Annotated in this window: 19 protein-coding genes; 12 read left to right on the plus strand and 7 right to left on the minus strand. The window is 41.7% G+C overall.

Annotation, left to right across the window (positions count from 1 at the left end; genetic code table 11):
* Positions 1-14: 14 nt before the first annotated feature.
* The 3 genes from ACLJRH_RS21915 to ACLJRH_RS21925 all read right to left on the minus strand — a co-directional run bounded on the left by ACLJRH_RS21915 (position 15) and on the right by ACLJRH_RS21925 (position 3,290).
* Positions 15-191, minus strand: coding sequence for a hypothetical protein (locus ACLJRH_RS21915; RefSeq protein ID WP_000070862.1), 177 nt, complete (start codon positions 189-191; stop codon positions 15-17).
* Positions 188-1,879 (minus strand): DUF4942 domain-containing protein, encoded by a 1,692-nt coding sequence (locus tag ACLJRH_RS21920; protein ID WP_000096325.1) that lies wholly within the window; start codon positions 1,877-1,879, stop codon positions 188-190. Before ACLJRH_RS21920 ends, ACLJRH_RS21915 begins: the two co-directional genes overlap by 4 nt.
* Before the next feature lie 247 nt (positions 1,880-2,126).
* A complete protein-coding gene (locus tag ACLJRH_RS21925) occupies positions 2,127-3,290 on the minus strand; it encodes a hypothetical protein (protein WP_000114860.1) in 1,164 nt (387 codons plus the stop codon).
* 369 nt (positions 3,291-3,659) lie between these two features.
* Here ACLJRH_RS21925 and ACLJRH_RS21930 point away from each other — a divergent pair, with 369 nt between their 5' ends.
* Positions 3,660-4,472, plus strand: coding sequence for a DNA adenine methylase (locus ACLJRH_RS21930; protein ID WP_001121574.1), 813 nt, complete (start codon positions 3,660-3,662; stop codon positions 4,470-4,472).
* Positions 4,473-4,480: 8 nt separating this feature from the next.
* Here ACLJRH_RS21930 and ACLJRH_RS21935 read toward each other — a convergent pair whose 3' ends face one another.
* From ACLJRH_RS21935 to ACLJRH_RS21950, 4 genes are all read right to left on the minus strand, one after another.
* Positions 4,481-5,335 (minus strand): hypothetical protein, encoded by an 855-nt coding sequence (locus ACLJRH_RS21935; RefSeq protein ID WP_000970401.1) that lies wholly within the window; start codon positions 5,333-5,335, stop codon positions 4,481-4,483.
* A 234-nt stretch (positions 5,336-5,569) separates the two neighbouring features.
* Entirely contained in the window at positions 5,570-6,286 is a 717-nt protein-coding gene (locus tag ACLJRH_RS21940; protein WP_000838219.1) for a zinc finger-like domain-containing protein, read from the minus strand.
* Positions 6,283-6,483, minus strand: coding sequence for a hypothetical protein (locus ACLJRH_RS21945; protein ID WP_000594930.1), 201 nt, complete (start codon positions 6,481-6,483; stop codon positions 6,283-6,285). The genes ACLJRH_RS21940 and ACLJRH_RS21945 overlap by 4 nt, the downstream gene beginning before the upstream one ends.
* Positions 6,484-6,502: 19 nt before the next feature.
* Positions 6,503-7,555, minus strand: a complete 1,053-nt coding sequence (locus ACLJRH_RS21950) for a hypothetical protein (RefSeq protein WP_001065778.1) — start codon at positions 7,553-7,555, stop codon at positions 6,503-6,505.
* A 476-nt stretch (positions 7,556-8,031) separates the two neighbouring features.
* Here ACLJRH_RS21950 and ACLJRH_RS21955 point away from each other — a divergent pair, with 476 nt between their 5' ends.
* The 11 genes from ACLJRH_RS21955 to ACLJRH_RS22005 all read left to right on the plus strand — a co-directional run bounded on the left by ACLJRH_RS21955 (position 8,032) and on the right by ACLJRH_RS22005 (position 19,667).
* Positions 8,032-8,907 carry a RepB family plasmid replication initiator protein gene (locus ACLJRH_RS21955; RefSeq protein WP_000594611.1) on the plus strand — a complete coding sequence of 292 codons (876 nt, stop codon included), beginning with the start codon at positions 8,032-8,034 and terminating at the stop codon, positions 8,905-8,907.
* A gap of 1,148 nt (positions 8,908-10,055) precedes the next feature.
* Positions 10,056-10,409, plus strand: coding sequence for a hypothetical protein (locus ACLJRH_RS21960; protein WP_000423602.1), 354 nt, complete (start codon positions 10,056-10,058; stop codon positions 10,407-10,409).
* A 17-nt stretch (positions 10,410-10,426) separates the two neighbouring features.
* Positions 10,427-10,777: a type IV conjugative transfer system protein TraL gene (locus tag ACLJRH_RS21965; protein WP_001447770.1), complete on the plus strand. Its 351-nt coding sequence runs from the start codon at positions 10,427-10,429 to the stop codon at positions 10,775-10,777.
* Positions 10,778-10,788: 11 nt separating this feature from the next.
* A complete protein-coding gene (locus ACLJRH_RS21970) occupies positions 10,789-11,577 on the plus strand; it encodes a TraE/TraK family type IV conjugative transfer system protein (RefSeq protein ID WP_000783153.1) in 789 nt (262 codons plus the stop codon).
* On the plus strand, positions 11,577-12,848 hold the full coding sequence (locus ACLJRH_RS21975; RefSeq protein WP_000592092.1) for a type-F conjugative transfer system secretin TraK: 1,272 nt from the start codon (positions 11,577-11,579) through the stop codon (positions 12,846-12,848). Before ACLJRH_RS21970 ends, ACLJRH_RS21975 begins: the two co-directional genes overlap by 1 nt.
* A 1-nt stretch (position 12,849) precedes the next feature.
* Positions 12,850-13,311: a plasmid transfer protein HtdO gene (gene htdO, locus ACLJRH_RS21980; protein WP_000521242.1), complete on the plus strand. Its 462-nt coding sequence runs from the start codon at positions 12,850-12,852 to the stop codon at positions 13,309-13,311.
* Positions 13,301-14,656, plus strand: a complete 1,356-nt coding sequence (gene trhB / locus ACLJRH_RS21985; protein WP_000351841.1) for an IncHI-type conjugal transfer protein TrhB — start codon at positions 13,301-13,303, stop codon at positions 14,654-14,656. The genes htdO and trhB overlap by 11 nt, the downstream gene beginning before the upstream one ends.
* A gap of 7 nt (positions 14,657-14,663) precedes the next feature.
* On the plus strand, positions 14,664-15,146 hold the full coding sequence (locus ACLJRH_RS21990; RefSeq protein ID WP_000377632.1) for a hypothetical protein: 483 nt from the start codon (positions 14,664-14,666) through the stop codon (positions 15,144-15,146).
* A gap of 118 nt (positions 15,147-15,264) precedes the next feature.
* Positions 15,265-16,017, plus strand: coding sequence for a protein-disulfide isomerase HtdT (gene htdT / locus ACLJRH_RS21995; RefSeq protein WP_182911723.1), 753 nt, complete (start codon positions 15,265-15,267; stop codon positions 16,015-16,017).
* A 9-nt stretch (positions 16,018-16,026) separates the two neighbouring features.
* Positions 16,027-16,977 carry an IncHI-type conjugal transfer lipoprotein TrhV gene (trhV, locus tag ACLJRH_RS22000; protein WP_001022588.1) on the plus strand — a complete coding sequence of 317 codons (951 nt, stop codon included), beginning with the start codon at positions 16,027-16,029 and terminating at the stop codon, positions 16,975-16,977.
* A gap of 8 nt (positions 16,978-16,985) precedes the next feature.
* Positions 16,986-19,667 (plus strand): TraC family protein, encoded by a 2,682-nt coding sequence (locus ACLJRH_RS22005; protein WP_000387412.1) that lies wholly within the window; start codon positions 16,986-16,988, stop codon positions 19,665-19,667.
* Positions 19,668-19,839: the final 172 nt, after the last annotated feature.

Raw genomic sequence — 19,839 nt, forward strand, 5'->3', positions numbered from 1 at the left:
TATCATGAGCGTAATTAAAAGAATTCTTCATAACCGGGGTTTTCAGTTGAGTTTGCGGACTCTTTACTTTGCGGTTTCTCGCCCTCTATTTGAGTATCCCTGACAGGTTTGGATTTACCCATGCTCCTCTGAAAGGTATCCATAACAAACTCAATATCTTCTTCTGGCAGGCTGGTGGGTTGGTTGCTCATAGGACTTCCTCTTGTTGAATACGTTCGGCGTACAGGATGCGAACCGAAACGGTCGTGTTTTCAAACTCGTTCTCAAAAACGTCCATCCATTCCGTCCGGAATTCTTCCCCCAGAAGGTTATCGAGCCCCTGAAGAGATAATGGAAGAACGGCTGCTAGAGATCCCCCGGCTGCGAGATGAGATGCAGCTGCCTGGAGATGCAGCCTGGCCCGGTTATCGGCAAAAGGTGGGTTCATCACGACATAATCAAACTTCTTCTGTTGATTAGACTTAGACCATGTGAGGAAGTCAGCTTCTGTCGTATCGTATCCCTTAGCCCGGGAGATAAGGCAATTCAAAGTATCAAGCTCGATGCCAGTAACGATCACACCGGCAGGGAATGATTTAAGCAAATCCGCATGGCCAATATTAGGCTCCAGGAGGGTATCCCCTTCCCCTGCACCGAGCAGGGAATATACATATTCGCTGATTCGGCAAGATGAAGGGTAAAACTGATGCGATACAATATCAGGCATCTCCCCTATCTGGCCGATGTAACGAATAACCTCACACGGATCATAGGAAAATGTCACATCGTATTTTGTTACTGTTGCCCCTAAGAACCGAAGGGTGTCAGCGGCAACACTCGAAGATTTGCGTTCGGCGAGAGACCCTAAAGATGTCCAGCAACTCCATTTATTGTCCCCGTCATTTTTAAACATTAGTTCAGAAAGCTGCATCCGGGTATCAAAGTCGATGCACTGCTTAAGTACAGGGAATGCCTCCAAAGATTTCTTGCTATGAGCCATGCGGTCGGCAGGTAATGCCAGCGGTACGATAGCTGATAAAATATTGTTAAGCCGCTCGGCGATATCAGGGTGGACGTCAATATGCATTGATCCATTTTTGTAAACCCTGAAACGAATACTGTTGCCATCGATGCAGATCCATTTTCTGAACCCCTCATGTTCGACCAACGCCTCAACCAATGATTTGGTGTTATGGATCGCCTTCACCTGTTCGCCACGGAAGAATGCGCATATAACGCGGAGCTCGCTCAGTGGTGAAATGCCAGACTCTTTAAAATCCACCCTTAATTTCTGCCAGGGGTATTTAGACGGCTCGCAAACTCCGGTAGTGATCATGCGGGTGGAGAACCCAAAAGCTTTGTTTGTCTTATGACTGCGGCTCAGAGACTGGAAGACGTCGTAAACCCTTTCTTTAATAAATTGATTGCGGTCATTAAGCAAAGCAACGACTGTGCCTACTACAGCGTCAGCTGTGAAATCAGGGATCACCTGAGGCGGCATAATATAGCGGTCGGCCGTAAACTGCTTATCCCATTCGTTACGTTTGGCATCCGACATGATAGGCAAAACATCAGTGAGTGCCATAACGCGTTTCCAGTATTCAGATCTCAGAGCGTTTTCCGCGAACAAGGCATCCGCTTCAGAGATACTGTGGTTGTAGCCTGAGAGATAAGAATAAAGTTTCTGGTGATTGTGGGTTTTGAACTGGACAGCCATGTGTTTCAACAAGCAGAGTTCATCATTATAGGACTCAACAAGATCCGCGATAATGCCGAGCTCTTTGCGCATATCTGGAAGAAATGTTTCAGAAGAGCTAACCACCAGGCTATGAGAGGTTGTTAAAGCCAGTACGCTGTGACCTGCATTATCGGGTTTAGCTTCAGAATCAAGAGATGACATTTTACCGGTCCTTTAGAAAAAACTTTTACCAGGATAGCAACGTCGCTCTGTAACCTAATAGGTTCAGTGACACGAAAAAGTTTTTTATGTCTCTGAATAAAACTTAAAGATGTCAACTCATAGAAAGAAGCAAAAAAAAAGCCCCGCATAAACGGGGCAAGAACGATACATGGAGGTTTAAAAAAGGCGGGCAAAAAGCCTGAATCCTTAATGACTCTGACAAAACCAACACTTTGCCAAAAGTAAATTATTCTGCGTCCGGCTGTGGGTCAGTATCCTGATCGGTCTCTTCCCCTGCCTTCTTAGCATTTTTTTTACGTGGGTATTTTGGCTTCTCACCATTAAGTTTTGCCTGACGATTCTCCGCACGGCGAAGCTGCTTGTTCTCTGATTCTGTGATCTCTTTTGAAAGATTTCTCAGCATCTCCAGAGTACTGCGGTTCAACGTAATGTTGATTTCTTCGTCAGCACTTGAATCTGTCATCTCCGGCAATTCAATATCCCCCAGTTTCTGTAATAAGCTGGTGGTGATGAGTTTGACGCCTTCTACGGCTTTTGTGGCAATAACCGGCGGAATCCGTGCTGGCTTGAAGTCTGAAGGTCTGACTCGTACCTGACCATGTTGGGTTTTTTTCACCGTGATGCCATTCGCATCGGCCTGCTCAAGTTCCGCGATCATCTTCTTGATACGTGAAATTGCTTCTGTTTCACCGAGCTCATCGATCAGTGAAAGCACGTTAACATACGAAATAGCGTCAGCATGAATCCATTTCTTGATAACAACAGAACAGGTTGTCAGGCGGATAAGAGAACTGATGGTCGTCGGGCTTTTATTTTCACGTTGAGCAATTCGTTCGAGTGACCAGCCAGCAAGAGAATGTAGGCGACGATAGGACTCGCCAAGCGCAACAGGAGAAAGCGCAAGACCACGGTTACCATCAATGGTCGCGAGCTCACAGCCAATTTCATCTTCTTTAATCTCAACGCAAAGGATTGTGATGTCATGATCTTCATCACATGCCATCATTGCGGCTTTTAAACGGCAGTGCCCCTGGCGAACAAAAGGTACCCCATCAATGACACGTACTCGGATAGGGTCTACATAGTCACCTCGAATGTAGGCATTCTTGATGTTGTAGATGTGTTCTTCAACCTCAGGGAGCTTATAGTAATCGTCACCCATTCCCATTTCGCGGGAGTTGAAGCCTGGCGTGACCTGAATTACTGAAGGGTGGATAGCCCATGCTTTCTGGTCACTTACTTCAGTACAAAGTTCAGGGTTTGCATCACGGAACTGTTTAAGCCCAGTGACGTAACGACCTGTGCCAGTAACTACTGAAAAGGCAACATGGGCCGTTTTAAAGACCTTGTCATTAGCTTGCTGTGTAGGTTCTGTCAGTAAAACACTCATAGGGGCTCCGTTACATTTTTCTGCTTACTTTCTGCGTAGCGGGGATACTACCGAAAAAAAAATCCATAATTTTTCGCAAAAAAGGTACTTTTTGAGCCTATTCTGATTTTTCACAAAAAAAGAGGGCTCCCCATTTCTTGTGATGGCATCAAAATCGCTTCATAAACAAAGACATAAATCCAAAACATAAAGTTCAGGTATCAGTGAGGAAAAATCTTATAAATCCGCAATGCTGAAAGTCAAAACTGTGCGTCTTAAACAACTTTTTTTTGCTCCCTAAGTTATTAGTTAAAGCCCGTGGTTAGGTACGATACCAGCACCTAAATTTCTCTCTCAGGTATAGACACTTTGACTCGACATCTCAGACACATGCCGATAATCAAATGGGCTGGTGGAAAAACGAAACTGATGCCTTTCATCAGCCATCACTACCCACACGATCATAGTTGCCGGTGGGTAGAACCCTTTATAGGCGGTGGTGCCGTTTTTCTGAACATGTTTGCACAAAATGCATTGCTTGCAGATAGCAATCCAGACTTGATCAACCTATACAGGACTATTCAAAGACAGAAAACTAACTTTATAAATCAGGTCCAAAACCTAGCGGATAAAACCTTTGTCGAAAAGGACTACTATGAGATGAGGGACCGTTTCAACAAAACCTGTATTTCTGGTCAACCGCTTCAAAGAGCGGCTTTGTTTTACTCCCTGAATCGCCTGGGCTATAACGGTATGTGCCGCTATAACTCAGAAAGAATCTATTCAGTGCCCTGGGGGAAACATACAGAACTGAAGCTTGACTTCAATAAAATAGACTACCTTTCATTTCGTCTTTCAGGTATTGAACTGATCACCGCTGGTTTTGAGGAGACTCTGGCCGCAACCGGCGAAGGAGATCAGATTTATTGTGATCCGCCATATGACAAAACAAGCAAAACTAGTTTTGTCAGTTACGATGGTAAACCGTTCAGCCAAAGCGACCACGTGCTGTTAGCAAATATGCTCGTTGACGCTCACAGAAAAGGCGCTGCTGTTGCGATATCAAATAGCCTGACACCATTCACTTTGGGCCTCTATGAAGAGCGTGGATTCGTCATACACAGACTCAGCGCTTACCGATCCGTAGGAAGTAAGCCAAATACACGGAAAACGGAAACAGAAATACTGGCCGTGCTGAAATAGAGTTAATTCTAATCAACGGGGCTAATCCATTCCTGAAAAGTTAATACCTCAGGGTGAGTTCGTTGAACATAAGGTATAAACTGAAGCTCTTCTATTCTCCGGTCGCCCCTCTTTCCTTCGCAAATAAATGAAATGAGTCCTTGCTGAGAAAGCCCAGTAAGGACGCTCATAAGTCTTATATTTAGAGTTTTAAGCTGTAAGTCGTTATTAATGTCCTCCACTTTATGAGAGCTCTGGCCTGAACGTTTAAGATACTCGTAAACCATGAAATTCGAATTTCGTCGTTTTAACAATTTTTCGGTTATGCATTCCTGAATGAAACCGCCAAGAGCATCTAAAAGCGGACTGAGAACTACCGGGAAAGTTAATGTGTAACTTTGAGAAGTTTTAGACAAAGTAAATGAATTTAGAAAGCTAAAGTTAAGTCTCTTTTTTGAATATGGAGCGTAAGCGACAAGAGTAGTTGACATAACAGTAAGTAAAGCTTCAAGATGTTCCACTGTTATTAATGTGGTTTTATCTGTATTTCTTAGATTATGGAAATCAATAAACGCTACTCTTGAACGGCTAAGCCAATCTTGTACTTTAATGTCGATAGAAAATTGCGATATATGATTTGAACATTCATTTTGGTTGATAGGGCATGCAGACGAAAGATGGTTATGGATTATCATGCATAGCACAAAAAAAGGAAATCGGCAGGCTGTGGGGCATTGAAAACCGGTTAAAGAAAGCTTAGACGTTTCATATGCGCTTACCGGAAAAGTAACTTTTCTTAACGTTGGCTTTGACGATGTTCTTGCATTTTTACAAATGAAACCGAGACCCAGATCATTGTGCATTTTAAAGTCCATCTCCATCATCACCTTTTAGCCTTAACTGTATGGTATTGGTATACAAAAAATTAAAAATTATAATTAATAAGATTATCATTTTTTTACTATTGAAAAGGTTGTGATAGAGGGGAATTTAAATGTAAAAGATTTATACTCGCAGATCTTTATGAGGGATAAAACCCATTGCGTAAGCAACAATATTACGTGAGTGAGTCCTAACGACAGTTTAAGTCTTGGCTCTATATTTAAGCAGTAAAACATTTAACTGTCTTGGAGTTTACTTAACTTAAAAACTGTTATTGCAGCATAATTTTTCGAATCAAAATCATAGAATTTTCTGACTTTTCCAGTCAAATGATAACGTTCACCCAATAAAATGTGATCCTGTTTATCGGCCGTTAAAGCGATCCCGTCATTTCTAACTTTACCAGTAAATGTAAAAAAATAACTCCCTTTACTTTTTGCGTACGCGGCCCTGACTTCAGTAAATGTTAGTTCAATGCTTATGACCTGGCCGATATTGTAGCTATGTTTTAAAATTTCTTGTTCATTTTCCGGAGTTTCAGACAACATCACATCAAAGGTTGTAAAGAAACAATCCAGCTGGCGTTCTGTCAAAAAACGGTTATTGTCTAGTTGCGCCAATATACTATTAGAAAACTTAGTGTTAGCCTTTTTTGCTTTCTCAATAAGTACGTGGTTTCTGGATTTCCATGCTTCGAGTGTTGGGTTAACACGCAGTTCCGGAATGTTATCGAGAAAGGTAATTGGCTCTAGTACCACTAATTTTTCAATAATGGGTCCAACTGTTTGTACCCCATGACACTTTTCACATACATCAGCCCCTTTGTGGCCTGTGCCCGCACATTCGTTACATTCTCTTTCGATAGGTGCATAATAATTTCCATCTCCGTTAAGGGATACATTCACTGAGGCTGGTACCATATGACCATCAAGAGTAAAGAAAAGAGATTTCATTTTCGAAACACCTCCAAACGTGCCTCTACGATTGCTACAGCTTCTTTCACAGTTTTTTCATAGTGGTCATGCCCTTCAGGAAATTGGTCAAAACGTTTACCGTGTTCTAACTCTTCCATGTTGCGTTTAAGGACTTCATGAGTTAGAAGCAAATCATTATAATTATCGATAAGAGTCAGCTTTATAGGTTTAATCACTCAACTAATCCTCGGTTTTTTATTCCTTAAGGAGATCTCGAATTTCCAGAAGCTCTTCTAATTTTGGTTTAGAAAGAATGATTGCTGTATTTTCGTCGTTAAGTAAAGACAATAAAATATTTAGCTTTTCATCATTCAAGATTATTTGAACACCATCATCAGAAAATATTACATTTTTACTATCAACATTTTTGAACAAGTGTGCACTATCTCTACCAAATTTTAGTTCTGTTTGAGTATTCGTTATAGATTCCGTATGTGTACTTTCCACAAGCTCAAGAAATTCAGATTTTAGCCGTTCTGTTTTCTTATGCGAGAGGCGCTTAATACCCAAAGTCTTACGTGTGACTGCCGAATTTTTCTTTTCTGGTCCGCCTTTATTTAAGGTGTCTGGTCCTGCTCCAGCTGCATTGTGTTCAGGTATGCCTACAATTTTGCTCGTTGTAGTCTCAATATTCTTAACGCCAGGTAAGAAACCTTCTATATGTTTTAAAACCATTTTGTGATCGTTGGAATATTTTAACATTATTTCAATGGCGAGCGTTTTTTTGATTAGATTTAGGCTAATCAAACGTTGAAGCTCTAATGGCATATCAAGGATTTTTAGCATATTACGAATTGCGGTAGTTGATCGTTGATATCGCATTGCTAGTTCTTCAACCGAATACCCGAGACTAACAGCATGAGCTAATGCATGAGCTTGCCCAACCGGATTTAGCCCATTGCTTCTGTTACCATCGAGGTTCTCAAGGTATTCTTCAATTTCGTTTTTATAATCGATTAAGATAACAGATAATTTTGGAATATTAGCACCTTCAGAAATTGCTAATTTTAAGCCATGAAAACGAGTATGACCTTGACGAACTAAATATTTACCTTTTCTTTTTACGACCTTGATCATATCAACCTGCCTTCCTTCCTTAAAGGCTTGTTTGATTGACACAATCATCGATTTGACAGGTTCTTGTTCGTAACACAAATCTCCGATTACCGCCTCTCGGGGATTAAATCCCTTTTCAATTTCAACTAGATTAGTATCCACTTCAATGACTGTATGTTTGCTGTTGTTCATATCTTCCTCCTGTTTACTACATGATACATGAACCTCAAATTTGCCAAATAGGGCTGATACATCTAAAAGGTAAACTCAAAAAATTTGCTTAATAAAATTAAAATAAAAACTGTCTTGAATAAAACAATGATAGTAAACCCACTTTCATTTCCGTTTGCGATCTGTAGATATTGATAAAGGAGCGCTATTCCTTGTTTTATATGGACTTATCATTGTTTTCAACAGGTTAGATCAATTCTTTAGATCACTAAAGATCAATAGAGTTCAAGTAAAGATCACGGCATCTTTAACTCATTGATTATAGTAACTTTATGAAAGGATCCGGCATTCGGATGCATGCGAAAAGCATTTGAATGAATAAGGAAGGCATTTACTGGAATGCTTATGGCATTTAGGTAAATGCGTAAAAAGCATTTGCAAGAATATGTTATAAACAGTTTGCCAAATGAAAATCTTATCACCGACGAGTTAAGTTAATGATTAAAAACAACGAGTTAATCCATCCTTTTGACGTAACCAGTAATGAATCAGGTAAGACTTATCAACTGACGCCTAACTCGTCCAAGTCGGTTCAGCCCGTGGCCCTGCTGAGATTGAGTGTATTTACCCCTGTCGGCACAAAAGAAAACCGCGACCGAAACTTTGAAGTTGATGCCTCTGATGAGCTTTCGTGTATGGAAATTGCAAGATCGGAGGGTTATGACGACATCAAGATAACTGGTGTCAAACTATCTATGTCTACCGACTTTAAGTGCTGGCTCGGGATCATCATGGCTTTCAGTAAATATGGTTTTACTTCCGAGAAGATTAGCCTGACTTTTAACGAGTTTGCGAAGATGTGTGGTATCAGTTCAACAAACATCAACAAACGAACTCGTGCGCGCTTTAAAGAGTCATTAATGAACCTTGCATCGGTAGTGCTTGCCTTCTCAGACTCTCGTAGTGGTCGGTTCACAGTAACGCATCTGGTGCAGAAGGCTATGATTGATCCAAAAAGCGATACTGTTGAGCTGGTTGGGGATCCTTCTATGTGGGAACTGTATCGTTACGACCATAAGACATTGTTAAGCCTTCAGGTTCTATACATTTTGGCTAAAAAAGAAGCTGCGCAATCTCTCTATATTTATTTTGAAGCAATGCCAGCTGGTACGTTGTTCGTTAATATGAAACGGTTGAGGGAAAGGTTGCTTCTTACAACCCCTATTCGTACGCAAAACCAGATAATTCGTAAAGCAATGCGGGAACTTGAATCTATCGGATATCTCGATTATCAAGAAGTTAAGAAAGGTCGCGACATACAATTTCAGATCTTCAAAAGAAGCCCTAAGCTGGCCCTTGCCAAACAAGGTTGAAAGCTATCTGGTATGCACTGGTTATAACCTGCTGAAAAATAAGTTATTTATCAGTGCTATGCTTAGTGCTTCTTTTACTACTGGTCTTACATCTCGGCTTAATGTGCAAAAAAGTAACTTTTCAAACGAACTCCTGACTATTCATCTGTATGCCTTTCTGACTCAAGCGTACATGCTAGCCCATTCATTAAATGCCGTTGAGCAAGATGGTTTCGTGCGCACTCTATTCACGTGAATGCCTTTTGTGGATTACGCCTCTTACATTCATACAAATGCTTTTGATGTCGGTATCCCAAAAATTCATTCATTGAAATGCTTTTGTTTGCCACTGTATCCCGAGCATAGCTATGCAGTGGTATAAAAAGGCATTTTGGTGAATGGCATTAGGTCGAATGACACACAGTTCAGCTTTGTTAAGAGCGAGAATGGTCCAAGACATCTATGACATTGGGCATCAGAAGGACTATGTGCTTGATATGAGATCAAAAAAATATCAGAAGCATCACAACTCCAATGGCATTCAAAGAAATGCCTTTGTTTTGTTAGTACACCAAACAACCCAAAATTCATGCAGTTATATCAAAGACTCATTCGCAAAAGGACTCAGCCAGAAAGCATTTGCTTAAATAGCATTGGCCAAAAGCATTCGAATGAATGATGTTCGTATGGACAAGACAAAGTCCCACTCACGCCCAGAGGTGTAAAAGGCATTTAGATGAATGACGCACCGGCCCGAGGATTGTATGTAGTTTCTCCAACTGATAGTTGCCGAACCAGGGAGCACAGTGATATGCGGCCTTCTCAGAATCAAGAGATAGATAATAAGGGAACAAAAAAGATTAGATATGAAGCTTAGTTACCTGCCCGATATCTAGTTAGAGCTTTTCAAACCATCAAAAGTGACTTTTATGCTTGAGGAGTCTCATCAGCTTCAGGATTGAGCTTAACGTAATCTTACCCCCTCCCCTCTTTCAAACTTTTACTAAGCGTTCACTGGTACCTTTCAAAGATTATGCTTTAGGCCCTTTGCTTAAAAATTCACCAATCGCTAAACGTTAAAAAAAGGGGGTTTATGCGAACGGAAGGATCGGAATAAAAAAGTATTATTCATTCGCGTTTACGTGAACTCAAATCTACACGGAGTAATTATGGAACTTTCTTTAAATATTGGCCTTAGTGAAAAGAAATCTAACACGGCTGCACTTTTTAAAACAAAAAGCGCAAAAGTGATTTTGTTTGTTCTGCTGACCGTGCTTTTTTGCGGTCTGGCATATGCGGGTTCAGATGATGGGGCACTGGGAGATATTTGGTCATACATGAGTGAAAGTATGACTGGAGCTCCGGGCAAAATTCTGGCAGCCGCGATGTTGATCTCAAGCGTATATTTCTCTGTCCTTAAGCCTAACCCGGGCCTGGCACTGGTTTCATTATTCATGATGCTGGTAATGGCCAACGGCGAGAAAATTATCAGCACCTTTATGGATGCTGGCGTACCGCTGTAATTTATTGTTAATCATGCATGAGGGGGTTCATCCCCCTCTCTGGATTTTTAATGAGTAAGCAGAACGACGTTCCTCAGCATACCTATAGATTCCCTTTCAGGATCAACATGCCTCTACTGATTTTGTTTTGGGATGCCAAAAAATTAGGGCTTGCATTCATTCTGGTTGCATTTGGGAATATCTTCGAATGCTTCGGGTTTTCTGTTGTAGCAGCGGTTGTGTATTGGATTGCGTATAACAAAGCAGCTGAGTCAGGAATAAGAGGATTGCTAAAACACAAACTCTGGTGGCTCGGTTTTTTGCCAGGTAAAGCAGTTTTTAGTAGCCGTTATTTCAACGATCCATTTATCAGAGATTTGTATTCTTGATGGAGCTATGAATGAAAATGCTAAGTGGCATTAACATCCCTTTTTTCAAAAAATCTAAAAAGGATGAAAACGGTGATCTTGAACAGTCATACGTAAAGAAAGATGAAAGTGCTAAGGGACGTTTTTTGGACATTAAAAAACGATTTAGCCCACAAGCTGAAGCGTCAGGTGCTGGAATTACATACAGCGCCCTGATTAATCGTGATACAAAACTTATCCGCATTAATACTGTTTCAATAGCCGTCATTGGGTTATTGGTTGCAAAGATTCTTTTTTTCACTGACCCAGTGACGATTGTTACCCCTCCAAACATGAATGAAGAGATCACGGTTGTTGGTAACAAAGCATCGGAATCTTATAAAACACAATGGGCTCTCTTTTTTAGTACCCTTTTAGGGAATATTAATCCAACTAATATTTCCTTTGTGACGGCCTATGTCCTCGATGCCCTTTCACCTGAACTACAGGCTAAAACGAGTGAGTCTTTACAGGAGCAGATAAATATCATGCAGGCTCGTGGTGTTGAGCAGACCTTTAAGCCTAATGATATTTACTTTGATCCAAAAAATGACATGGTCTATGTCTGGGGTACCAAAACGACTCGACTTGTAAATGTTCCGGACAAAACTGAATCATCGAAATGGACTTATGAATGGGTTCTCGGGATGAAAAATGGTCGCCCAAGAATTGCATATGTAAATCAATATTCCGGAACACCGAATATTAAAAAAATTACGATAAACGGCAAAGAGCAACTGGCAACGCTGGATAATCCGCCACCGTCTACAGGTAACAAGTGATGATTAAAAAAAAGGGCTTAGGCTTCAACGCAATTACAGCATTGATCATGCTCACGACTTCGAACTGCGTAATCGCTGAAGAATACCAATTGCCAGCAACAATTAATAACCCGGTTGTAATGCCAGTTGGTGCTGACGGATTTCAGAATGGAGCTGCAAAAGCCATTATTCCGGGTCAAGCTGGTTCTGAACAGTCAGGTGCACAAACAAACCTTAGTGAAGCCGGTAATGCGCAGGGACAAAAACCTACAACTGATCTCCCTACCGTGCAACTTTCCCCAGCCAGCAATGCTTCGCCTGCGGTAAGCGCTATTACTGGAGCATTATCAAATAATCCTAGTCTCCCCGGATTTGACGCACAGACCCGATCTGGTGCAATTGATAGCTATGGGAGACCAACAGGTACCTCTTCCCAGCAGAATGCAACCAATGCGACCGCCACGTCAAAAGCCGATGAACTTTATGTCGAAGCTCGTAACCGATATAAAGAAGTTCAGCGTGTAAATGTGCCGCCTGGTGGGAATGTGGTACTGCCAGTTTCACGAGGACTTCAAAACAGAATATCGACCAGCTTCAAGAATGCTTCTGTCAGTACTTCTACCCCTGCTGAAGAGGCAAGCATATTTGTTAATGGTGGCGATGTCTTTATTTCAACTAATACCGATAAACCAATCGGGATTATGTTGTCTGAAGATCAGGTACCTGAATCGACCTATAACCTGACCCTGGTACCGCTTGATGTTCCCGGTGCGATGATTTCAGTTACTACATCTTTAAGCCCATCTATGCAAGCCAAACGTGAAACCTCATTGGATAAGCAAAACTATGAGGAAATGTTGGCCCGCTCCCAGTCAGAAGAACTGGCTCCAACGGATCCAAAACAAGACGATCATAAACAAAGAATCATTGATTTATTGACTCCTGTGGCTCTTGGTGAGGTCCCTTCAGGATTCAGTTTACAACAGGACCGACTTTCTCGTATTCCTGCGCCAGAGCAGTCACCATGTAACTTTAATATGTATGCAAAGCTCGGTCAGAGACTGGTTGGCTCACGTGAACTTATTGATGTAATTCTTGTGAAAAACGATAAACCATACGGTCAAATCGTTGCTGATCAGCAGTGTATGGCAGAAGGCGTTATTGCAAGTGCTTTATTTGATAAAGCATACCTGCAACCGGGAGAAGAAACAGAGCTTTACATAGTCCGGGATAAATTGTTCAAGGAACGCGAGGCCCGGGTTACAACCAGACCAAGTCTAATCAGAAAATAATATGGGAAAAGTTACTTTGCCTGCTCTGCTTGGGGCCACCGTGATTGGTTTTGTCGTATTTGCTTTAACCAGCTTTTACTACAGGTCAGAATATATACCAAAAAGGAGTGTATTAATCGTTCCGGACGCACCCATTAGTATCGAAGATGGCAGTAACGCTTTTCCCGTTCAGACAGTAATAATGAACGATCCAACTCTTATTGATAAATTTGTAGGAGAGGGCAATATTAATGAGGAGAATGCTTTTGACTATCACAAAAGTAACGTTTTGGAACCTAATTACAAACATGAAATATCTAGAACGAGCCAGATAGATAAAGCTGAAATGAATCATCCATCTGTTCGTGAAAACTGGGCCAGAGCAGGTGAACCCTATATCGTTCCTCAGATGTCTGACAGCGAACGAAATCTAAAAATTAAACGATTCCAGAAACCTACAAGTGGAGCTAATCATGGACATTAAAAAGGCCTGGGAAAATAAGACCGTCAGACTTTCTGTTATTGGCGCTCTGCTGGTAGTGATTGTTTATATTATTAGCCAGTCTATTTTTTCCACACCAGTTAAGAAAGAAAAGAAAACACAGAAAAAAGACATGCAGACCAATTTGTTGTTAGATGATTCGCAAATGAACAAATTGAGTAATGAAGAAAGCCAGAAAGTATATAAAGAAATGGTTAAGCAAAACCGACTTGACCAAAATGCGGCGAAAGAGGACCGCGAAAAAGCAGAAAAAGCCCAACAGGAAACTAAAGCCCAAGTTGCAAGTTTAACTTCTCAACTTCAGCAGCTGTCTCAGCAAATTAATGATATGCAGACAAATCGAAACGGCAATCGTAACTTGGATGCTGGTAGTTCGCGTAAAACGATTAATGAGCAGGCACCGGCAGCTCCTTATCAGCTTAATGCTAATGCGCCGATTAATGGCGTAAACCCTAATTACGCTTCTATCACACCTACGCGTAATAGCCCAATGAGAACAATCACACAAAGTTCCATTAAGACTAATGGTACCGATGGTGTCATTCAGGTTATGCCCGTGTCTGAAAACAGAATCAAGGAAGGCAGAGAGGTCATTGCAGGAGATAAAGCGCCAACTCGGACTGTACGAGGTGATGGTACTGCGCCAGTTGATAGCAAAGCGCGGCATGCTGCCCGAAAAGATGAAATGTTTCTTCCGGCAACATCTATTATCACTGGTGTTCTGATTACCGGGCTTGAAGCGCCTACAAGCCTTTCTTCCAAATCAGAACCAATGCCAGTAACGATGCGTATTAAAAAAGATGTCATCATGCCCAATAATTTCACCATGGATTTGCGTGACTGTAATCTTCTGGGTTCAGCTGTTGGTGATCTGGCGTCACAGCGTGCTTACATACGTGCCACTTCTATCTCTTGTGTTAATTCAAAAGGGAAAGCTTTTGACGTAAAACTGGAAGCATATGCTGTAAGTGAAAATGACGGAAAAAATGGGATCCGAGGCACGCTTATCAGCCGAAATGGTAACGCAATTGCAGGAGCTGCATTTGCCGGTGGACTTTCTTCACTTGCCGGTAGCTTAAGTCCCAGTAAGGTATCTTCACTTAACATCGACCCTAATTCACAGGCTCAGTATCAGTCCCCTAATTTTGGTGCACTTGGGGCATTAGCCGGGGCTGGTGCAGCTCAAGGTGGTCTTAATCGACTCGTCGATTACTACACCGCAATTGCAGAACAACAGTGGCCAATCGTAGAAATTAGCCCTGGCCGAGCTATTACATTTGTCGTTCAGACCGGAACTACAATTCCAACGAATCTGACCAGTCGCTGAGGTTTAAATGGATAGTTTAGAAAAAAAAGAATCGCCTGAATCAGCTGGACCTGAAATCACTAAAAAAATGGTGCGAGAAAGGACAACAAAAAAAATTACCTTCGAAATTGATATTGAAAAAATATTGAAGTATTTATTTTTCTTCGCCTTTGCCGTATTGGTCATTATTTATGGTTATAAAGGCTTTATGAATGTTTACGATTACTTCAATAAACAATCCCAGCCTTCGTACAAGATTGCAGTGCTTGACATGCCTGAATTACGTAAGGAATTTTTCAAGCATCACGGAGGCCGTACTGCTGACAATGATAGATCTCAATTCGAAGAATATTTCAGAACATTAATGAAGATCTACCGTGACCGTGGCTATTTAATTATTGATGCAACGCTTGCCGTTACTGTACCGGATAGTGTTGAAATCGTCACTTATATGGAACTTGAAGATAGCTCTGAAGCGGTACAATCAAGTTCTTATAATGCAAAGAAGTAGAGGGCACCCAATAGTGAAAAAGTTACTTTTCCCTTTAATGGCGGCTTTCGCCATTATGGCGAATACGGTCACTTATGCTTCAGAGCAGGTCCTAACTAATAGTGATGCTGCTGCGTTAATGGCAAAGGCAAAGGAAGGTGGCGTTTCACCCAGTCAGATCTCGGGTGTGTTATCAAAAATGAAAGGATATAAACCTAAGGATGCCATATACATTCCTTCTGGTGGGCTATACCTCTTTCAGGACGAACGTTCGCAGCTAATGGCAGTAACGACCGATGGCCGATACTCCCTTACTGGGGGAAGCCTTGTTGATGTAATTAAACGTAAACCTGTTCTGACTGTAGAAGAAATCAGGAATTCCTATTTTATTAGTCTTGATGAGGCCCCCTTCCCTCTGGAAACTGTAGCGTCCATTCCTCTGGGAAATTCAAAGCTTAAAAGACAAGCAGCCATTTTCATAACACTTGATTGTGACGGTTGCATGGAACTTGTTAAGAAATTCTATGCAGATCGGGACAAGTATCGGATAGATATTGTTTTAGTTCCCTCACCCGGTGAGCCAAAAGAAGAGCTTAGAAGGCTCTGGTGTAGTAAAGAAAAAGGAAAAATAAACAACCTCGATATTCTTCGTTGGCTAATGGGAAGCAAATCCGACATTGAAAAAAGATTGCTCTCTCAAAAAGAAGCAGAAGAATGTCCGGCGGAACCTTTGGTAGCGTCATTGATGCTCGCAGGAATTTATAAATTGCAGGGTGTACCTTCAGTTGTCAGACAGGATGGTTTGGCTGGTAATGGCATTCCAAAAGATTTCGACTACTGGTTGAACCAAAGCGTTGAACCTCTCTTAAAAAATCCATTTGAGACAAATTAAGGCTAGTTTATGAACATCAAAAGATTGGTACTCAGTGCTCTGGTTGTAGGTACATCCTCATATCTTACGGGGTGCTCCATCGGTAGTTCCGAATCCGAATGTCCAGGCATTGAAAAGGGCGTTATCTGTAAAGGTCCTCGCGAAGTTATGGAGTTAACTAATAATCGAGATGATCTGTCTGCACTGGCGGGGGAAGAGTCGGAATCGGGAAAGGAGAAATCGGCTGTCAATGACAGCCGTTATCCAACTGAAATTAGCCCTCCAGGGGAAGTCAAATATCCACAGTCTACTACCCTTAAAAATCAGCCTGTGGCTTATTCAAAAACCGAAATTAAGCCAGTTGGTCAGTTACCTGTCATGTACGATAAAACTTTAAAAATGGGTGCCCCTACTTCATCCATTGGACCACGGCCTATTTCTGGTGTACCGGTTAATTCAAACGTAAGGATGACTAGCAGTTATAGCACTGCCTCTTCAACTGGTAACCCTTTCGTTCATCCGGCTGCGGAAGTCGTTAAACAAACAAGCTATCCGGTTTCTGCTGGAAATGCCCCACGCTACGTTGCACCTAATTCTGATATCAGCCCTGGTAAGGATATGTACTCTCTTTACAATGGCCAGCCCGTTAACCCGACTCTCAACCCTGGGCAGATCCAGCAATACCGTTCGCAAGGTTATAAACAAGCTGTAGTGGCTCCTGAACCACTTGCTGTTCTGCAACAGGGGAAAGTAATGAGAATTACTTTTGCACCTTATACCGATGATAACGATGCGCTTAATCTTCCCGGCTACGTTTATGTCAACGTAAAACCGCAAACATGGATTGCTGGCAAGAATTCGACCTCAAACCCAGCTCGCATAGTTCCTTTAGAAGTACAGGATGCGGCCCGGGAAAATATGCAGCAGCAACAAAAAGCAACTAAAGCTGTCTCTTCGAACGGCATTGTTAGACAACTGTAAGGTCAAATATGGAAGCTATCAATAATTACAATAGCGGTTTAAATCGCCATCAATTAGGTGGGTTTATCCCTGTTTACGATCAATTAGCAGGGACTCACTATTTTTTGATTGATGGCAACAGATTAGGGTTTATGTTTATCTGTAATCCATCCCCTGGAGTTTTTGATAATCAGCAAGATGTTCTTGCTGAAATGTTCAAAATGGATTTCCCTACAGATACTGTCTGTCAAATATCTCTGACTGCATTGCCAGACCTGACTTTACAGCTTAGTGCTTGGTCAGCTGTGCGAGGTGGGCGTATGACTGGGAACGATAAGCTTAAAGCAGATCTGCTTAATGGTTATCAGTTGGACTACTACGACAGAAGTATGCATAAGCCTTTAAAACCTGATCATGATAACCTTATGTTGAGGGATTTTCAGGTATGGATCTCGCTATCGATTCCTTTACAGTCTGCCCTTCCTACCGAGCTGGAACATTCGCGTATCGATTCACTTTACTCTGAACTTGTAAGTAAGTTAATTACGATTGGATTGCATCCGTTTAAGGTCGATGCAGAAAACTGGCTCTATTGTATAGATAAGGTCGTAAACCCCGGAAAGAACTCCCGGTGGGCTGAAGGTTTCATAGACGTTAACACTATGAAAAGGCTTAATGAACAAGTTAACGTTCCCGGCCGTAAGTATACAGTCACAGAAAATCATTTCTCATCAGTCACACAAAGTGACGACGAATCTGAGCATCGTTACTTCAAACAACTTTCCGTTGTAAAGTTTCCTGAATACGTCAATTTCGGTTGTATGTATGAGTTAGTAGTTAACTGGATGCATGGACGTAAGACAATTTTCAGCCCATTTATGATCACTCAGACTGTTCAGTTTGCCGATCCGCTCAAGTTGTCAAAAGAAAACGTCCGCTACAAAGCAATCACTAATAAACAGGCAAGTATACCTTCAGTTGTCACATTCTGCCCTCGCCTGCGGGATATGGATAATGACTACATGGCCGTAACTCGCGAGCTTGAGGATGGCGCAAAGCTTTTAAGAGGGTATCTTACTTTCACTGTTATGGGTAGTAATGCCAATTCTGTGCAGACAGCAGCTAACGATCTCAAATCCTTTTACCTCGAAAGCCGGGTCAAAGTAGCAGATGATTCCTTTATCGTTTTCCCGTCATTTATGTCATGTCTGCCAATGTGCAATGACCCAAAGACAATTTTCGACCTTGACCGTTCCGAAGTAGTGAGCAACACCGGAGCGGCTCATATGACACCGATCTTTGGGCCCTGGAAAGGTAATACAGATAGACCAGTACTGAGTTTAGTTTCTCGTGAAGGTCAACTCATGGGACTTGATATTTTCAAGACTTCTGCAAGCTATAACATGGTTATTGGTGCAACGTCAGGTGCAGGGAAGTCATTCTGGACAGCATATCTAATCAATAACTATCTTGGAGCTGGACCGCGATCTAATAACCTCGTTCATTATCGCTCAACATTTAAGCATTTTTTAGAAAACGAATACCCAGATGATGATCCTGACGGTGCTCAAGTATTTGTTGTGGACGTGGGCCGTTCTTACCAGGGGATTGCGGAACAATATACAAACAGTCAATTTATTGATTTCGGTAAAACCCCTGACTTCACCCTAAATCCCTTTGCCTTCCTAACTGACATCACTGTTAACGACGATGTATTTAACGAAGCACCTGAATTTACCGGTGAATCAACTTCAAACGATGCAGAAAAAGACAAAGTTGCTCAGACCATAATGGTTTTGAATCAGCTAAAAATTATGGCTTCAGAGAAAGGCCTTATCGATGATTATCAACAATCAGTGATGCTTCAGCTTATTGCAGAAGAGTACCAAGAATCCAGAAAATCAGGTCGGACCGGTTCAATAACCGGCTTTGCTCTGCGTTGCAAGAAGCATGAAGACAAACGTATAAAGGATATTGGGGAGCAACTCGGAGCATGGTGCGAAGGTGGAATTTATGGGCACCGGTTTACCGATACGTTGCCTCCAATCAACTTCGACAGCAGATTTATTGTTTTGGAACTGGAGGAGCTAAAAGGCACCCCCCACCTTCAGACAGTTGTATTAATGTCTATCATTCAGGCTGCTCAGCATGCAATGTTCATCAAAAAAGATGGGCGTCGTCGCTTGTTCATCCTTGATGAAGCATGGGAGTACATTCGTCCTGATAATTCATCAGGTGCCGGAAATCAATCAAACCAATTCTTCTCTTCCTTCCTCGAAGCGGCATGGCGTAGGTTCAGGAAAACAAACTGCGCTGGCATCTGTATCACACAGTCGTTTGAAGATTATTTTACTTCTTCTGTTGGCCGGGCCCTGACTGCTAACTCGCCTTGGAAGATAATCATGAAACAAGAAAAAGAAAGCATTGAAGCAATGAAGGCTAATAAATATTTTTCTACTTCAGATGCAGAATATGAACGTATGAAAAATATTCGTACAGTCAAAAAGGTGTTTTCAGAGATGTTAGTCAGGTTCGAAAACTTCCAAGAGATCTGTCGGTTATACGTAGACCGGAAAATGGAGCTTTGTTTTACTACGGATAGTGCTGACAGGAGTAAATTATGGGAAATTCAAAGCCGCGAGAATTGTAGCTATGGCGAGGCAATAGAAATTCTCTATGCTCAAGAAGTAGCAGCGGGTTTGGCCGCGTAGAGTAAATATCTTCAAGCAAAAATAATTAAACCAGATGTCTCATAAGAATCTGGTTTTTTATTGTATGCCTTAAGTAAACAAATGAGGTTGTGACTTAATGAGTTCATCACTGTGCTGCAAATTTTGGTTTTATAATTAATGTGGTGTAAAAACAGTGACATAAATACAAATC

The organism is Salmonella sp. SAL04162, from assembly GCF_046551535.1.
Classification (GTDB): Bacteria; Pseudomonadota; Gammaproteobacteria; order Enterobacterales; family Enterobacteriaceae; genus Salmonella; species Salmonella enterica.

Coding starts and splice junctions, on each gene's coding strand:
- ACLJRH_RS21975 (WP_000592092.1), top strand. CDS start 11,577: ATGATTAAAAAAAAGGGCTTAGGCTTCAACGCAATTACAGCATTGATC.
- ACLJRH_RS21940 (WP_000838219.1), bottom strand. CDS start 6,286: ATGAAATCTCTTTTCTTTACTCTTGATGGTCATATGGTACCAGCCTCA.
- ACLJRH_RS21950 (WP_001065778.1), bottom strand. CDS start 7,555: ATGAACAACAGCAAACATACAGTCATTGAAGTGGATACTAATCTAGTT.
- ACLJRH_RS21935 (WP_000970401.1), bottom strand. CDS start 5,335: ATGATGGAGATGGACTTTAAAATGCACAATGATCTGGGTCTCGGTTTC.
- ACLJRH_RS21970 (WP_000783153.1), top strand. CDS start 10,789: ATGAAAATGCTAAGTGGCATTAACATCCCTTTTTTCAAAAAATCTAAA.
- trhB (WP_000351841.1), top strand. CDS start 13,301: ATGGACATTAAAAAGGCCTGGGAAAATAAGACCGTCAGACTTTCTGTT.
- ACLJRH_RS21960 (WP_000423602.1), top strand. CDS start 10,056: ATGGAACTTTCTTTAAATATTGGCCTTAGTGAAAAGAAATCTAACACG.
- ACLJRH_RS21990 (WP_000377632.1), top strand. CDS start 14,664: ATGGATAGTTTAGAAAAAAAAGAATCGCCTGAATCAGCTGGACCTGAA.
- ACLJRH_RS21915 (WP_000070862.1), bottom strand. CDS start 191: ATGAGCAACCAACCCACCAGCCTGCCAGAAGAAGATATTGAGTTTGTT.
- ACLJRH_RS21955 (WP_000594611.1), top strand. CDS start 8,032: ATGATTAAAAACAACGAGTTAATCCATCCTTTTGACGTAACCAGTAAT.
- ACLJRH_RS21920 (WP_000096325.1), bottom strand. CDS start 1,879: ATGTCATCTCTTGATTCTGAAGCTAAACCCGATAATGCAGGTCACAGC.
- htdO (WP_000521242.1), top strand. CDS start 12,850: ATGGGAAAAGTTACTTTGCCTGCTCTGCTTGGGGCCACCGTGATTGGT.
- ACLJRH_RS22005 (WP_000387412.1), top strand. CDS start 16,986: ATGGAAGCTATCAATAATTACAATAGCGGTTTAAATCGCCATCAATTA.
- trhV (WP_001022588.1), top strand. CDS start 16,027: ATGAACATCAAAAGATTGGTACTCAGTGCTCTGGTTGTAGGTACATCC.
- ACLJRH_RS21965 (WP_001447770.1), top strand. CDS start 10,427: ATGAGGGGGTTCATCCCCCTCTCTGGATTTTTAATGAGTAAGCAGAAC.
- htdT (WP_182911723.1), top strand. CDS start 15,265: ATGGCAAAGGCAAAGGAAGGTGGCGTTTCACCCAGTCAGATCTCGGGT.
- ACLJRH_RS21930 (WP_001121574.1), top strand. CDS start 3,660: ATGCCGATAATCAAATGGGCTGGTGGAAAAACGAAACTGATGCCTTTC.
- ACLJRH_RS21925 (WP_000114860.1), bottom strand. CDS start 3,290: ATGAGTGTTTTACTGACAGAACCTACACAGCAAGCTAATGACAAGGTC.